Genomic DNA, 17,039 nt, shown 5'->3' on the forward strand with positions numbered 1-17,039 from the left:
CTTAATCTAAATCTCCTTCTTCTGTCATTTTATCTAAAGTCTGCTTGACTGTGGCAATGGCATCCGTTGCGGATTCGCCCTCAAACTGGCATCCTGCGCTGCTCATATGTCCGCCGCCTCCAAGCTTCTCCATGATCACCTGAACGTTAACTTCATCTATGGATCTGGCACTGACATAGGTCTGGCCCATGTACTCGGTGCATACAAAGCTGGCCCTCACACCCTTGATATTAAGAAGCTCGTTGGCCGCCTGGGCTGCCACGATGGTAGGGCTTGCAAGACCCTCGGTATCAAGAACTGACATAGCGTACTTGTCTCTGTAGATCTCTGCCTGGCTGACTGCGTCGGCCTTGGCCTTGTACTCCTGTGCATCCTCTCTGAAGAGCTTGCGGACTCTGGTGACATCCGCGCCGTTCCTGCGAAGGAAAGCCGCTGCCTCGAAGGTTCTTACACCGGTCTTGTTCATGAAGTTGTTGGTGTCAACCATCATTCCGGAATACATGCTGTCAGCTTCTTCATTGCTGATCTTGACATTCTCGCCTATGTACTGCAGGATCTCGGAAACCATCTCGCAGGCTGATGAAGCATAGGGCTCAACATAGGAAAGTGTGGCATTCTCGATAACCTCTGTGCCCTGTCTGTGGTGGTCAAGGACCACGATGGTCTTACAGAAGCGAAGAAGCTCCGGGCACTCGGTGATACTGGGCTTATTAACATCAACCACAACCAGAACGGTGTTGCTGCCTGCCATATCGATGGCCTGCTGGTTGTTGATGATCATATCGTTCTCATAATCGGGATTGTTCTTAAAAAGGTCCACCAGAGGCTTCATGGAGGTGGTCACATCATTAAGAACAATGTGGCACTTCCTGTCCAGAGTCTTGGCGATCCTGTAAATACCCACTGAGGAGCCAAAAGAGTCTACGTCTCCGATTCTGTGTCCCATAACGATGACGTTGTCCTTGCCGGAGATGATCTCTCGAAGGGCGTGGGCCTTAACTCTGGCCTTAACTCTTGTGCTCTTTTCAAACTGTTGGCTCTTACCGCCGTAGTAAGCGATATTATCGGCGCTCTTAACAACCGCCTGATCTCCGCCTCGGCCCAGGGCCAGGTCAATGGCATTGCGGGCAAACTCGTAGTTCTGGGCGTAGGACAGACCGTCCAGACCCATACCTATACTCAGGGTAACCGCCATCTCGTTACCGATATTGACGGTCTTAACATCCTCCAGGATGTCGAATCTCTGCTCTCTAAGCATCTCGCAGGACTTCTTGGGCATAACCACGAAGTATTTGTCCTTCTCAAGCCTCTTGGCGATACCGTTGCAGGAAGCGATGTACTTGTTGATCTTACGATCTATGAGAGCTGTCAAAAGAGATCTGCGGACTTCCTCGACACTGTCCAGAGCCTCTTCATAGTTATCAAGGTAAATAAGGCCTGCTGCCAGGGACTGGTTATCAACCTCCTGGATGGCCAGTTTGAGAGCTGTCTCGTCGAAAAGATAAACGGCGATAAGGCTTCCCTCGTAGCCGTCGGCCTCGATAATATCGCTGTTAACCGCCATCTCGTAGAGAGATATGCGCTTCATCTTCAGGGTAAAATTGCTGTTCTCGTAGTCGATATCAACGGAGATCTCTTCGGAGCCTTCAGGGAATCTGTCCGGGGTGATCTCGGGGAAAAGATTGGTGATGCTCTTTCTGTAGCCCTTGTCCTGATGGACTATCCTCTCAAAGGCTGCGTTGGTCCAGACAACCTTGCCGGTGTCGTCAAGGACGGCATGGGCCAGATCCAGCTCTCGAAGGAGCCTCTTCTGAATCTGTCCGTACTCGGTGGCAAAGCTCACCAGCTCATTCATGATAATGGGTTTGTTGTAGAAGTTCAGGTAAAGTACCGCAATAAAATACAGGCCCGTAAAAGCAAGCACGATAAGTCCCGAAGTGAAATTGACGGTGAAAACGGCTGCGTTTACCAGTACCAGGAGAATCCCCAGATATGTAAAAATACGAAGATAAGTCTTAAGCTTTCCTTTTAACTTTACTCGTGATCTATTTGGCATTTTCTCATCCCTCTTACCCCAAAATACTACTCACTATAGTATAGCATAAAACTCCGCGATAGAGGTATTCTACCGCGGAGTTTATACTTATAACTTATATTTCAATTATTTGATAAGAACGCAGTTCTCATCGAAGCTGTACTTCTTGCCCCACTTTGTAATGGTCTCACTCTTGGCAAGCTTTCCGTCTGTCTTTGCATAGTACTTGTCATCGCCGTTTGTGATCCACTCTGCCTTGGCAAGCTTTCCTTTTCCGTCGAAAAAGTAGTAATCATCTCCGATCTGAGTCTTGCCTGTAGCCATAACGCCTTCGCCGTCAAAGTAGTAGGTTGAAAGCCACTTGGTAAGGAAGGTTCCCTTAACCATCTTTCCGTCTGAACCGAAGTAGTAGGTCTTTCCGTCGATCTCTACGAAGTCGCTCTTTACCATGGTGCCGTTCTTCTCCTTGAAGAAGTAGCTGTCGCCGTCGATAACATAGAGGCCTGTGAGCTTCTTGCCATTCTCGTCAACGTAGTAGGTTACGCCCCACTTTTTAACGAGAGTGCCCTTAACCTCGGGCTCTGCAGTCTTCACAAGAACGATCTCTGCTCTGTCACGAACTCTGAGGCATGCTCCGTCAGGATTGAAATAGGAAAGTCCAACAGCGCTTACTGTGTTTCCAACCTGAACATCCTCAGCTGTGGTGTCGTTTCCGTCTGATGCAAGGATGTATCCGTCGATGAATACTCTTGCCTCAACGCCGGACTCGTCAACTACATAGAAGTAGTCAAGGCCTGAAGTGTTGGTCACAACTCTTGTTACCTTACCTTCTACCTGAAGGAGGGAACCGCCGAGAGCATCATAATCTGCTGCCTCTTTAGTTGTAACCTTCTTAGGTGCGTAAACGCGCTTCTCATCCGGAAGAACCTTGTAGCTGTAGATCTGGATCTCCTTGTCGCCCTGGTAGCCGTCAACAAAACCTGTGATCCTGAGCTTTGTTCCGATCTCGATACCTGCGTCGGCGATAGGGAATACTGTGGTTCCTGCTGTGTCGTCCTGAACATAGATGGTGTCGAAGAACTTGTTGCCCTCAACTGCTGTGCCTGCTGTTACATAGCCTTCGATGGTAAAAATGTCGCCCGGCTGACCTGCACGCATTTCTGCAATGGTGCTGATCTTGGCGCTCTTCTTGTTCATATCAAGGTAGTTAAGAAGGATGTTGCGGTTTGCGTAGTACTCATCTCCGCCGTAATCAAGATCTGTCTTAACTTCGAAGTTGGAAAGGAATACTGTACCTGTAACAAGGAGCTCAGAGCCTGAAGAAAGCTCTTCTCTTGCTGCAAATACTACGCTTCCCTTGGGAACCTCGTGATAATTTTCATCAAACTTCTTGCTGTCAATTGTGTAGGTGGACTCAAAGCCGGTAACTACAGCCTCTGCCTTGCCTGCCTGCACAGCTGTCTCATCCATAAGGATTGAGCATCCGCTGTATGCGCTGTACTTCTGAGTTGCAGAAACGCCCTCTACAAGATAGCAGTCTCTGTTGAAGTTTGTAGGATAAAGTCTGTAATTCTGTCCGCCGTTCTTCTCATCATCACATACTTCGTCGGAGTTGATCCTTGAGGTAGCTCCGATAGCTTCCAGGAGCTTGTTGATCTCTGTGGAGGACTGGCCGTCCTTGGTGTCCTGATAATCTGCAAGACCGCAGACAATAAGGTTTCCGCCCTCTGCCACATACTCTTTTACGAGCTGAATGAAAGAGTCCTCGAAGTGCATGATCTCGCCGTTCTTGGTGTTCTTATTAGGTGCTGAGATAACAAGAACTGTGGTATCTGCCAGAGTCTCTTTTGTGATCTCTGTGGAAACCACGTCAACCTTTACATAGTCGTTGGCTGCGATGTCTGCGAAGTTTCCAACGTTGCCTGAATAGTAGCCTGTTACATAGTCGTTAAGGTGTGAACCGTCAACAACAACATGAGTAACCATGTCCTCTGTTACATAAACAAGGTCAACGGATGCAGTGTACTTCTTTGGTGCGCCGTCAAGGTATCCCAGAAGAGTAACCTCGATGGTCTGCTTGCCTGCCTGATTGCAGGTCCAGTTGAAGGTATCTGTAACCTCAGCCTGGGACTTGATAACTGATGTGTTCTCGTCAAGGGCTGTGGTGTGGATCACTTCGCCGTTGGCTGTGTAAGTGATGGATGTTACTTCAAAGTCCTTGGTCTCGTTATTGAAGAGTGTGCTGGTGATGCCCAGAGCCTCACCAACAACAGGAAGTGATGTGTCTGCTGCGATGCTTGCAACGCCTACAGCCTCTACATCTGTGAGCCATACAGGAGCTGTAACAGCGATGTTGCCGTCAGCCTGAGTAACTCTGATGTAGTAGTAGGAGTTGTTGGGAGAAAGAGTGAACTCTGTCTCTGCAGCTGCCTCATCAACATACTTGCTTGCAACTGAAACGCCGCCGTTGGCAATAACTTCAACGTTCATCTTGCCTGAGTCTGTAGGATCTGAAGTCTTAACCTTGATCTTAACCTCTGCGGGAACCATATCAAGGGTTGATCCCATCTCATAGCCGTTAAGTGTGTAGTAGATCTTAAGGTCGTTATCCTCTGTTGCGTAAACACGCATGTTGCGGATAGCGTCGTAGATATTTTCTCTTGAAAGAGAGTCTGCAAGGATCACGGATCTTCCTGTGTTTGCATCTCCCCATCTTCCCTTGTGGTTGTCCTGGTTGTTGGCAGGAGCCACATGCCAGCCCTTATCAAGAGCTCTTGTGTAGTACTCATATGAAGGGAAGTAGCCTGAGCTTCCGATGGCGCCTTCACCGTTACCAACCTCGATAAGAGTGATCTGACGGTCGTTGGCCTTGCTGTAGTAAGCAAAGTCGTAGAAATCACCGAAGGTTGTTCCGGGATGGTTGAACATGCTGATGGAATCAGGTGTATCAACCAGCTGAGCATAGTAGTTCTGAAGAGCAGCCCTGCTCTTGCTCTCATAGCCTGTCATGTTACGGCTCATGAAGCCGTCGGTGTTGAAGGTGTTCATATGGCCGGGAGCTCCGCCTGACCATGTCATCTCGTAGCCGTAAAGGGATACGAAATCATCTCTTGTGTACTTGTCAGCCAGCTCATGACCCTCAACCCACTCCTTGGAAACTGAACCATCCTTGATGTTCGCCTTGGTGTCATTGTCAAAAGAGTTTGAGTGATCTGTTACTGCAAGGAAGTCAAGGTTCTCAACTTCGTTGGCAGCGTGGTTAAAGGCCTCTTCACAGGTTCCTGCACCGTCTGAATAGGAGGTGTGGGAGTGAAGCTGACCAAAATAGATATTGTATTCGTCGTTTAATCTCTCTGTGAATTCAAAGGTTGCAACTGCACTGTCTTCATAGCCCTCACAGCTTGCCTTTGCCAGGATTGTTGCAGGAAGAGTGTCCATCTTGAAGGGAGCTGTGTACTCCTCCCAGGTCTCGCCCTTATCACGGGAATAGAAGATCGTAGCACCCTCTGTTGCTGTTGCAAGAGTGATGTCCTGAGTCTTTCTTACCGCACCGCCGTTGGGTGAAGCCTTAACTGTTCCAACCTTTGCAAGGCTGTAAACGAAGGTCTTCTTGATGGAATCTGTCTTGCCCTCAGCCTTTGCGTAAGCTACTACAACAGCTTTTTTAACAGCATCCAGGTCTGAAGCTGCAACGAAGTCCTCTTTTGCAAGAACAGGCTTGTTCTCGGGATCGTAGAGCTTCTCTTCTCCGCCGTTAACTGTGAAGTAGATGCTTGCACCCTCTGTTGCTGTCTCCATTGTAAGAGCCTGGCCGAAGGGAACTGCGCCCTCGACAGGATCAATTACTACGGCATCCACGATCTCGGAAGACTTTACAGGGCTTCCTGAAACCAGGATATTGGTAAAACGGTTTGTGCCGCCTGTTGCCACTTCCTTTCCGTTGATGGAAGTATTGTCGGCGGGACCAACCTTGAAGAAGACTCTGTCAGCGTTGATAACTTCCTTAGGAACGTTTACGGTATAGGTTGCCCAGTTTTTGCTTACTGTTACGGCATCTCCCACAGCAGTGAAGTTCTCAGCGTCTGTACTGTACTCAACCTTCCAGTTCTTGGCACCGGTATTTGAGCCCTTCATGTCAAAAGAGAGCTTGTAAAGGCCATAGCCCTTGGCTGCGATGGTAAGAAGATAGTAATCTCCTGCCTTCATTCCCTCTGAGCCGATGACAGCTGCAGGAGCGCCATTGCTGGAGAAGGAATAGATAGGTGATACCTGTGTGCCACCCTTAAAGGCTGTAACTTCGTTGTTCTTGTCTGCTCCGTCGTTGGCTACAGCGCCGTCAGCATAAACCACAAGGTCTCCCTTGAAGGCTGTAACGTCTGAGCCTGACCACTTGGCAATATCAAGAGTTACGGAGTCGTCCACCTCAACATCTTCGATGGGCTCATCCCCGCCGCCCCCGGATACAACTTTCTCAACCATGGGGTGATTTTCATCTGAAATAGGAAGTAATTCAATACCGTTGTAATCACATACAACAGCTGTGAGATTTACAATGGTGCCCACCGGGAAATCGGCGAAGGTCTTGTCCAGGTTGTTTCCGTAAACAAGTGCCTTGGTGTCACCCACTGCAACATAGACATTCTTGGCTGCTACGGAAGAAACCGTAACGCCCTTAACAACTACCTTTTTGCACTCGTAGTCGTTATAATTTGCCACAAAAGCAGCAAAATCAGCGGCTTCAATTGTGTTAAAGCCAAAATCTTTGGTGTTCTCTGTGTCTTTTTCGATGATCTCAGCGCCGTCAAGCTCTGTAAGTCCCTTGTAGTCCTTAACAGCACCGGTTGCTGTAACAAGGTTGCCTACGGCAAGGTCCTTGTCAGCGGACTTAAGATAGAGGCAGATGGCCCCGGTCTCGTCCTCAACATAAACATTTTTGCCTGATACGTAGTTAACAACACCCTGTACGGTAAATGTTGTTCCTGCCTCTGCGGCTAACGCATCTGCGATGGTGCTGACGGTGATCTCCTGCTCTGCCTCAGGCTCTACAGTGATCTCTTCAGCTGCCGCTTCGGGTGTTTCCTCGGTAGTCTCTTCCAATGTGACCTCTGAGAAATCAGGGGCTGTCTCTTCAAGAACTACCGCTTCCTCGGTGGTTTCTGCCGCAAATGCCACAGAAGTGCCTGCCGAGAACGCCGTTGTTGCTGACATAAATCCCGCTAAAAGGACTGCCAGTATGCGTTTTCTGTTCTTCATACTCTCCCACCTTTCTTTTTTTCATACCTTTATGTTTAGACGAAGAGCCTGCCTTTTTCCCCTAAAGCAGGCTCTCCGCAGAAACCTAAACAATCATTATTTATTATCTGCTGATAATCTTAATAATACCTGTAAAAATGCCCTTCTTTCCAATCTTGAACTTAACAACCTTTGATCCGCCGTATTCGCCCATACCGATAATGGTAACCTTGGCTGTTCCCAGCTTGTTGTTGGAAACATAGGAATCATAATCGATATCGAAATCCTTACCGAATTCAAGAGTCTTGGTTACTGTCTTCTTACCCTCTTTTACCTTGATGGTTGCAGTAATATCCTCAGGATTAAGGAATACTGCCTGATTCTTTCCTGCATATTCCTTTGCACCAACCTTGATGGTAGCCTTGGAGATCATCTTGGAAGCCGGCATTACGCAATATACAGCCTGGGTCTGTGCTCCAACTTCCTCAAGATAGTAACCGCTGCCTTTCTTGGCTGTGATATCAACGCGGATAACGTCATAGGCTGCTGCCTTGTCCTTCTTGACATCAAGCAGCTTCTGGTCAGCCGGATCAAACCAGGTCTGGATTCCTGTAACTTCATCTCTCTTACCTAAAAGAGTATAGGTAGCTTCATAATCGGAAGCCTTAAGGAGAGCTGCGCCGTCATAAACCTTAAGCTTGGTCTTGAATCCGCCCTTCTTGCTGTTTGCAGCTACATCAGGAGCTACAACAGTGATATCAGGTGAGCTGATAGCCTTAGGAACGATGGTGAAGTTCTTTTTAACAGCCTTGCCTTTGTAGCCGCCGATGAACTTGATGGTTGCTACAGGGGCATTCTTAGTAGCAAATGTGCTGTCTGAATAGAGCTTTTTGTTGTTCTTGTATGTTACCTTGTAATCTATACCTTCTGTAAGAGCATTACCGCCTCTTGTGATGGTGATCTCAGGCTTTGCTCCTGCCTTGGCAAAAGGTACATCCTGTGAAACCACGATCTGAAGGTCATCAAGCTTGCTTACATCAGCTTTTACGATCTTGTAAGTAAGCTTCTTGCTGCCGTAGTAGCCGCCAATTCCCACAACTGTTACAGTAGCTTTGCCTACCTCGAAGTTGTTGCTGTACTCAAGTTCATAGTCCTTACCAAGAGTAAGTACTGTGTCACCAAGCTTAACAACAAGCTTGTCCTGCATTGCGCCATAAGAATCGAAAGGAACTGTCTGTACAAGGCCCTCTACCTTAACATCAGCCATGGATGTTCCAAGGATCTTGAAGGTTGCAGTCTTGGTTCCTACATATTTTCCTTTACCTGTAACAGTAACTGAAGCAGTGCCGACTGCGATGTTATTAGCATAGCTTACTTCATAGTCATCAGCAGTAAGCTCTGTGGTTCCGTCAAATACCTTGAGCTGCTCCTGAGCGATCTCCTCTCCGGTGTATTTCTTGTCTGCAACACCCTTGATTGTCACCTGGCTCATAGGAATCTGTGTCTCATCCAAGAGCTTCAGGGCATATGTTCTTGTACCCTTGAAGTTGCCCTTACCTGTTACAACGATGTTCCAGTCTCCGGCCTCTGCATAAGCGCCTTCTGCTGTGTCGGGATAGCTTACTGTAAAGTCTGTGTTGTTTGCAAGCTTCACTGTCTTTCCATCGCCGTCGATCCATGTAACTTCAGGAACATCCTTCTGAGCCTTGCCTGTTGCAGCCTTTACTATAGGCTCAAGGTCCTCTGCTGTGATATCTGCAGGCTCAATATTGAAGTATTTTACATAGTTTCCTGTATAACCGCCCTTAAGAGTAACGTTAACAGCAGGTGCCTTATCAAGCGCAAGAGCTATAAATTCATCGCCTTTTCCGGCGTAGGCATTCTTATTATTTGAATATGTGATCTTGAACTCTGAAGGATCAAGCTCATAACGATCAACAAAAACTCTGATGCCGTCGAAGGTGATGTTTTTACCTGTATATTCAACATCCTTAACACCTGTAACTGTGATCTTTGAAACGATCTCAGCTCTGTCACGTACACGCAGGCACGCTCCGTCAGGATTCATGTAGCAAAGACCAACAGCACTTACATAGTTGCCAACATAGATATCATCTGCTGTGGTGTCATTTCCGTCGGAAGCAAGGATATATCCGTCTATGAATACTCTTGCTCCAAGATCCTCGTTTTCAAAAATCTTGTTACCCTTGTGATCCTGAACATAGAAGTAATCAACTCCTGAAGAATTGGTAACTACCTTTGTAATTGTACCTTCAACCTTAAGAAGTGATCCGCCCACGGTCTCGTAATCCATAGCCTCCTGGCAGGAAATAAGACGTGGCTTGTATTCAAATGTGTCTCCGTCGATAACCTTGTAGTTGAAGATCTGAAGCTCTTTATCTCCCTGATACTCATCCACAAAGCCTGTGAGACGAAGCTTGGTTCCAACCTGGATTCCCTCGTCTGCTACAGGGAATATTGTGGTTCCGGCTGTGTCATCCTGAACATAGATTGTATCGAAGAACTTGTTGCCCTCATTTGCTGTTCCGGCTGTTACATAGCCTTCAACAGTGAAGATATCGCCCAGGTTGCCCTTTCTCATTTCTGCGATGGTGCTAACCTTCAGGTCTTTTTTGTTATTTGAAAGGTAGTTAAGAAGGATGTTACGGTTTGCATAGTACTCATCTCCGCCGTAATCAAGATCTGTCTTAACTTCGAAGTTGGAAAGGAATACTGTACCTGTTACAAGGATCTCAGAACCTGTAGTAAGCTCTTCTCTTGCTGCAAATACAACGCTTCCCTTAGGAACCTCGTGGTAATTTTCGTCAAACTTCTTACTGTCAATTGTGTAGGTGGACTCAAAGCCGGTAACTACGGCCTCTGCCTTGCCTGCCTGCACAGCTGTCTCATCAAGAAGGATTGAGCATCCGCTGTAAGCGCTGTATTTCTGAGTTTCAGAGACATCTTTTACAAGGTAGCAGTCTCTGTTGAAATTTGTGGGATAAAGTCTGTAGTTCTGTCCACCGTTTTTCTCGTCGTCACATACTTCATCGGAATTGAGTCTGGTGGTAGCTCCGATAGCTTCAAGGAGCTTGTTGATCTCTGTGGAGGACTGTCCGTCAGCTGTATCCTGGTAGTCCGCAAGACCGCAGACAATAAGGTTTCCGCCTGCTGCCACGTACTCTTTTACCAGCTGGATAAAGGAATCCTCGAAGTGCATAACAGCACCGTTTCTGGTGTTCTTGTTGGGAGCTGAGATAACGAAAATCGGTGCATCCTCAAGAGTCTCTGCTGTGATCTGATCTGTAACAACGTCTACCTTAACAAAATCAGATGCTGCGATATCAGCAAAGTTTCCTACGTTTCCACCATAGTAGCCGGTTACATAGTCATTTAAATGTGTTCCGTCAACAACTACATGTGTAACCATATCCTCTGCCACATAGATAAGGGTGAGGGTATCTGTGTAGGTCTTGGCAACGCCGTTTAACTTACCGATAAGAGAAACTCCGACTGTAACCTTTCCGGGCTTATCGTTCTTAAGTACAAAGGTATCACTTACTTCACTGTGAGATCCCAGCACACTGATCTCCTCAGGAAGACTTGCACCGGTGCGGGCAAGATAAACTTCGTCGTTTACTGTATAAACAATTGAATCAACCTGGAAATCTGACTCTTCATTGTTGTAGAAAGCTGTGTTGATCTTAAGATCCTCGCCTGCTACAGGAAGAGATGTGTCTGTTGAGATTGAGCTTACGCCAAGGGCCTCAACAGCAGAGATCCATACAGGAGCTGTTACAGCGATGTTGCCGTCAGCCTGGGTTACTCTGATGTAGTAATATGCAAAATCGGGATCAAGTTCAAAAACAACCTCATCTGCGCTCTCCTGAACGGTCTGGGAAGCGGCTGTTCTTCCGCCGTCAACAACAACTTCAACGTTCATCACGCCGGAATCTGTGGCATCTGAAGTCTTAACATCGATCTTGACAGCCTCGGGCTTTGTCTCGAGAACTGTACCCATAACCTCACCGTTTAAGGTGTAGTAAATATTAAGGTCGTTATCCTCAGTAGCGTAAACACGCATGTTGCGGATAGCGTCGTAAACATCTTCTCTTGTGAGGGAATCAGCAAGAATAACTGATCTTCCTGTGTTTGCATCTCCCCATCTGCCCTTGTGGTTATCCTGGTTGTTGGCAGGTGCTACATGCCAGCCCTTATCTAGAGCTCTTGTGTAGTACTCATATGAAGGGAAGTAACCTGCGCTGCCGATGGCGCCTTCACCGTTACCAACCTCGATAAGGGTGATCTGCTTATCATTTTCCTTGGTGTAGTAAGCAAAGTCATAGAAATCACCGAAGGTTGTTCCGGGATGGTTGAACATGCTGATGGAATCAGGGGTGTTAACAAGGTCAGCATAGTAGTTCTGAAGAGCTGTTCTTGACTTGCTCTCGTAGCCCTTCATGTTACGGCTCATGAATCCGTCAGTGTTGAAGGTGTTCATGTGACCGGGAGCTCCGCCTGACCATGTCATCTCGTAGCCGTAAAGGGCAACGAAATCATCGGATGTATACTTATCAGCCAGCTCATGTCCCTCAACCCACTCTGAAGAAGCAGAGCCGTCCTTGATTGTTGCGCTTGTATCGTTGTCAAAAGAGTTGGAGTGATCGGTTACTGCAAGGAAGTCAAGATTCTCAACTTCGTTGGCAGCGTGATTAAAGGCCTCATCACAGGTTCCTGCACCGTCTGAGTAGTTGGTGTGGGAGTGAAGCTGACCGAAGTAGATGTTGTACTCCTTATCTTCTCTCTCTGTGAACTCGAAGGTAACCACATCACTGTCAAGATATCCTTCGCAGGTAGCCTTGGCCATAACTGTCATAGGAAGGCTTGTTATAGCGAAGGGCTCTGTGTACTCTGTATAGGTCTCACCGTTATCAAGGGAAAAGAAGATCTTGGCTCCCTCGGTTGCTGTTGCAAGAGTTACTTTAGCACCCATTCTGACAGCGCCTGCCTTGGGGCTTGACTTAATTTCCTTAACCCTGGCCTGGGTGTAAACAAGGGTCTTCTTGGCAGAAGCATCCTTGTCCTCAGCCTTGGCATAAACTACAACTGTAGCCTTGGCAACTTCGTCGGTCTCAGAAGCCTTTACGAAGTCCTCTGCTGTGATAACAGGCTTTTTAGCCTCATCATAAGCAGTGAAGTCCTCAGCGCCGTTGATGCTGTAGTAGATAACTGCTCCTGTGGTCTCGCAGCTCATCTCAAGCTCAGTGCCTGCCTTGATCTCGCCCTCTTCGGGAGTTACCTCTACCTCTGCTGTTTCATTGGTAACCTTCTCAGCTGAGATGGGAATAAGCTGGCCTAACTTTGGGTTATCAGCAGGCTTACTATATTCGCCAACAATAGCGGTAACATTAACGGTATCGCCATCTTCCATTCCCTTGAAGGTATTTGCTGCCTTGTAAACCAGCATCTTCTTTTCACCTGAAACCACATAGTAGTTCAGGTTAGGCTTTTCCTCAGTTCCGGTATTAACAATTGATAATGAAACGCCCTTAACAAGAACCTTCTGGCTCTCATAGTTGTCATGATTATCAACAAGATCTGCAAGAGTTATTGCATCGAACTCAACAGGTCCATAGGTCTTAGTATTTGCTGTATCTTTATTTACTATCTCAGCAGCGTCAAGCTCAGCAAGTCCGTTGTAATCCTTGAATGAGCCCTTTACTGTTATAAGATTTCCAGCCTTAAGGTCCTTATCAGCTGTTGAAAGATAAGCGCAGATAGCGGCTGTATCATCCTGTACATATACGTTCTTGCCGTTAACATAGTTTACAACACCCTTTACTGTAAACTCTGTATCCTTGTCATTCTTTTCAATTACAGTCTTGATGTCTGTAATTGCTACTTCGTCTTCCTCGAAAGCAGAAGCCTCTTCGATCTCCTCTTCCTGGTCCTGGACTACGATGTCCTCTGTAGTCTCTTCTGTTTCCTCAGAAGCTTCTTCTGTCTCTTCAGGGGCCACAACCTCAGCCTCTTCAGGAGATTCTTCTGAAACTTCCAGTGTCACTGCATCATCTGACACATCTGTCGCAAAAGCAACTGTTGATGATCCGAATGCAGTTGTTACTGACATAAAGCCCGCCAGGAGCACTGCCAGTATACGATTTCTGTTTTTCATATTATCCCACCTTTCATCATTTACACATTTCTACCTAACTCAATCCTTGCGGACAGAAATGCCACGATTGGTACAGTCAGCACGATTCCTATGCTGCCTGAGACGCCTTGAATCACTTCCCTTGCGATCAGATCCGTGCTAAGGAGCTGAACCGGTGTAATATCGTAGAAATACACCAGCAAAAGAAGTGTAAAGCTTGAACCGGCAAATGCCAGTATCAAAGTGTTGGCCATGGTTCCCATTGCATCACGGCCGATGTTCATGCCTGATCTGAATAGTTCTTTTGCGGAAAGAGACGGATTGACCTCATGGAGCTCATGAACCGCTGAGGCAATGCTCATGGCCACGTCCATTACGGCTCCCAGGGCTGCGATCAGGATTCCACAGGTAAAAAGTCCCCCGATCTTCATTCCATGGTCTCTTCCTATTAAAAGCAGCTCCTCAGACTCATTGGTCTGAAAACCTGTAATATGGGCAAAATATCCCGCGATCACCGCAAAAAGTGATGCGATAACGACGCCTGAGAGGGTTCCCAGGGCTGCGCTTATTGTCTTTTTATTAATTCCGTCTATAAGTACAAAGGTGAAAACTGTTGTGTAGAAAACAATGAAGACTGTTACAGGTATTGCCGGAAAACCATATTCCAGCAGCGGGAACAATATCCCGATAATACTGACAAAGGTGATAAAGAGCGCAACAAAGGCCATGGCCCCCTTGCCTCTTCCGATAATAAGAAGACTTGCTACGAAAATAAGAATCAGAGAAAAGATGATAAGTCCCCTGTCATAGCTGTAAATAAAGGCGCTGACACCCTCTCCCTGAGGGTCAAGTCTTACAATAACTCCGGTGCCCTCCTGGGCGTTGATATTGTAAAGAGCGCTGAGATAATTGGTAGTCTGATACTGTTTGCCCTTGTAGGGACCTGACAGGATCTCTACGATAACTTCCTGGGAGCCCCTGAGGACGCCCTCCGTGGTCTCGTCCCTCTGGGTGTTGTCCTGCAGCATTACAGTGACTCTGCCCCTGGCAAACTCTGATTTGGCGCTGGTGGCCTCCTCTTTTTCTATAAGAAAAGAATGAATGAGAAAATAGGACAAAATAAAAATTGCAGTCAGTACCAGCACTGCAATTATTCGCTTAGAATCCCATTTACTCCCTCTGTCGCCGCTCATAAAGAACCCATCCCACAATAAATCAAACAAAAACAGTTACTTCAGCCCATCCCCAAAGAGGAACCGATAACTCTTTTAGGCGTGGAATTAAATTTTATCAGATATCATTTATTAATTCTATATAAATTTTTTACCATTATTCAGAAGAAAAATTGTAGAAAACTACGATAACTTAAAAAATGACGGGCGCCCATAAATGCAGGCGCCCGTCTGGAAACTAAATCTTATTTTAAATTATTTTTCTTCCTCTTCTTTCTTTTTTCCTGTGAAGAAAAGGGAAATAGCTACTGCAGCTGAAACAAGAATTGCAAATACTCTTGCGCTACTGTTGGTCTCGTCGTCTGTTCTGCCTCTTCTTGCTCCGAGAACTGCTCTGCCGTTACCTGTGGTATCATCACGTGTTGCACCGAGAACCGCCTGTCCTGCTGCAGGTGTTGCTGCTACAGGAGCTGCAGGTGTAGGTGTAGGATCTGCAGGTGCAGGATCCGGTGTAGGTGTCGGAGGTGTAGGAGGTGTAGGTGTCGGATCATCCGGTGTAGGTCCGGGAGGTGTAGGTGTAGCATTCTTTGTAACGATGGTGTAGATAACTACATCATATGCAGGTGCTACCATTGTGCTTGCGCCTACCTGTTCTCTTCCAAGGCCCGCCATAAACTTGTAAACGGTTCCGAATATCTCACTGATGAAGCTGAGTATTCCGGTGTCAGTCTCGTCTTTTTCCATCTCCCAATCTGTGAAGCTGTAGCCCTTATAGGTAGGTACATCCGGTACGTTGATGATATCTCCGAACTGGGCTTCATATGCCGCAGGAAGTTCAGGAAGGTCGCTTGGAAGTGTCACTCCGGGACCTGGCCTGTACTCATAGCGGATGGTTACTGTTACAGGATCATAGATTACATTGATGACTGTCTTATTCTCAACTTCGTCATCTGCCTTGATCTCTGCTCCACCATCTGCATTAACGGTCTTGGTGTACTCATAGCCTTCATATTCATTAGGCTTGATACTAGCTGCAGTAACCTTTACTGTGTCAGGATCTCCAACCCATACCTTGAATGTGAATTTATCAGTTGCCTTAATTTCACCGTCAACTACATGATTTACAGTGTAAACAATTTCTTTCTGCTGGCTCTCATCCTTTTCAAACTTAGCTGTAAAGGTTGTATTGTCAGGAAGTCCGTTTGCCTTCTTTTCAAGATTTGCATATACAAGGCCGGGACTAAACTGCTCTGTTGCCCCTGCAATCTTAGTATCACCCTTGTACCAGCCTTCGAACTTGTAACCTTCTTTAGCCTTTGCAAGAGAACCGGTAATATCAGATACTGTTACAAGTGCCTGATGTGTTTCCTCACCAGGTGTTGCTGTTCCGTTTCCGTCTGTGAGATAAGTTACTGTGAACTTCGCATTCTCGTCAAGTTTAAACCTAGCTGTAAAGGTTGTTACTTTTGCAGGAAGTCCGTCCTCTCTCTTATCGAGGTTGTCGATTACGAAGGCGGGAGCGATTGTCTCGCCTGCGCCTGCAATCTTCTCATCGCCCTTATACCAGCCATCGAATACATATCCAGGATTAGCTTCCGCCTTGGATCCTGTGATGGATGCAGTATCAAGTACCTGATGTGACTCTTCTGCAGGTGTTGCTGTTCCGTTTCCATCGGTCTTGTATTCTACCTTGTAGGTGTCATTAACATCAAGTACAAATCTTGCTTCGAAGGTTGTATCATCATGAAGTCCGTCTTTTGCTCTGGTGTTGAGGTTTGCATATACAACCTCTGCACTGATTGTTGCTGTATCTGCTACCTTCTCTTCACCCTTATACCAGCCTTCAAATACATATCCAGCATTTGCTTTCGCCTCGGAGCCACCTATCTTATCCTGAGTATCAAGTACCTGATGTGTCTCATCTTCAGGATTTGCTGATCCGTTACCATCTGTTGTGTAGCTGATCTTGTAGGTATCTTCATCATCTGTTACGAATCTTGCTTCGAAGGTTGTATCTGCAGGAAGTCCGTCTTTCTCTCTGGTGTTAAGGTTTGCATATACGAATGCTGCGGAGATAGTCTCGCCTGCATTGGCAATCTTCTCGCCATCCTTATACCAGCCATCGAACTTATAGCCAGCATCTGCTTTTGCCTCGGAGCCAGCAATCTTATCCTGGGTATCAAGTACCTGATGGATCTCTTCCTCAGGATTTACTGATCCGTTTCCGGCTGATACATAGCTGATCTTGTAGGTGTCATTAACGTCAATTACAAATCTTGCTTCGAAGGTTGTATCTGCAGGAAGTCCGTCTTTCTCTCTGGTATTCAGCAGTGAATATACAGTAGCTGCGCTGATCTGTGCTGTATCTGCTACTTTCTCATCATCCTTATACCAGCCTTCAAATACGTATCCAGCCTTTGGTGTTGCCTCAGAACCAGTGATCTTG

Annotated in this window: 5 protein-coding genes; all 5 read right to left on the reverse strand. The window is 46.8% G+C overall.

Going from position 1 to position 17,039, the window contains the following annotated elements:
• Window position 1: 1 nt before the first annotated feature.
• Complete coding sequence (locus T359_RS0110800) at window positions 2–2,056, reverse strand: DHH family phosphoesterase (RefSeq protein WP_026517503.1); 2,055 nt, start codon at window positions 2,054–2,056, stop codon at window positions 2–4.
• 105 nt (window positions 2,057–2,161) lie between these two features.
• Window positions 2,162–7,288 (reverse strand): CehA/McbA family metallohydrolase, encoded by a 5,127-nt coding sequence (locus T359_RS21600; protein WP_051545260.1) that lies wholly within the window; start codon window positions 7,286–7,288, stop codon window positions 2,162–2,164.
• 103 nt (window positions 7,289–7,391) lie between these two features.
• Entirely contained in the window at window positions 7,392–13,442 is a 6,051-nt protein-coding gene (locus tag T359_RS21605; protein WP_051545263.1) for a CehA/McbA family metallohydrolase, read from the reverse strand.
• Window positions 13,443–13,462: 20 nt separating this feature from the next.
• Complete coding sequence (locus tag T359_RS0110815; protein WP_035784223.1) at window positions 13,463–14,614, reverse strand: YibE/F family protein; 1,152 nt, start codon at window positions 14,612–14,614, stop codon at window positions 13,463–13,465.
• A 234-nt stretch (window positions 14,615–14,848) separates the two neighbouring features.
• Window positions 14,849–17,039: InlB B-repeat-containing protein (locus tag T359_RS0110820; RefSeq protein WP_026517505.1), on the reverse strand; the 2,191-nt coding region annotated here is incomplete at its 5' end.

The sequence above is a fragment of the Butyrivibrio sp. MC2021 genome (assembly GCF_000621605.1).
In the GTDB taxonomy this organism is placed as follows: Bacteria; Bacillota; Clostridia; order Lachnospirales; family Lachnospiraceae; genus Butyrivibrio.

What these genes read in the sequence shown, in the direction of transcription:
- T359_RS0110800 (WP_026517503.1), bottom strand. Translation starts at nt 2,056, where the DNA reads ATGCCAAATAGATCACGAGTAAAGTTAAAAGGAAAGCTTAAGACTTAT.
- T359_RS0110815 (WP_035784223.1), bottom strand. Translation starts at nt 14,614, where the DNA reads ATGAGCGGCGACAGAGGGAGTAAATGGGATTCTAAGCGAATAATTGCA.
- T359_RS21605 (WP_051545263.1), bottom strand. Translation starts at nt 13,442, where the DNA reads ATGAAAAACAGAAATCGTATACTGGCAGTGCTCCTGGCGGGCTTTATG.
- T359_RS21600 (WP_051545260.1), bottom strand. Translation starts at nt 7,288, where the DNA reads ATGAAGAACAGAAAACGCATACTGGCAGTCCTTTTAGCGGGATTTATG.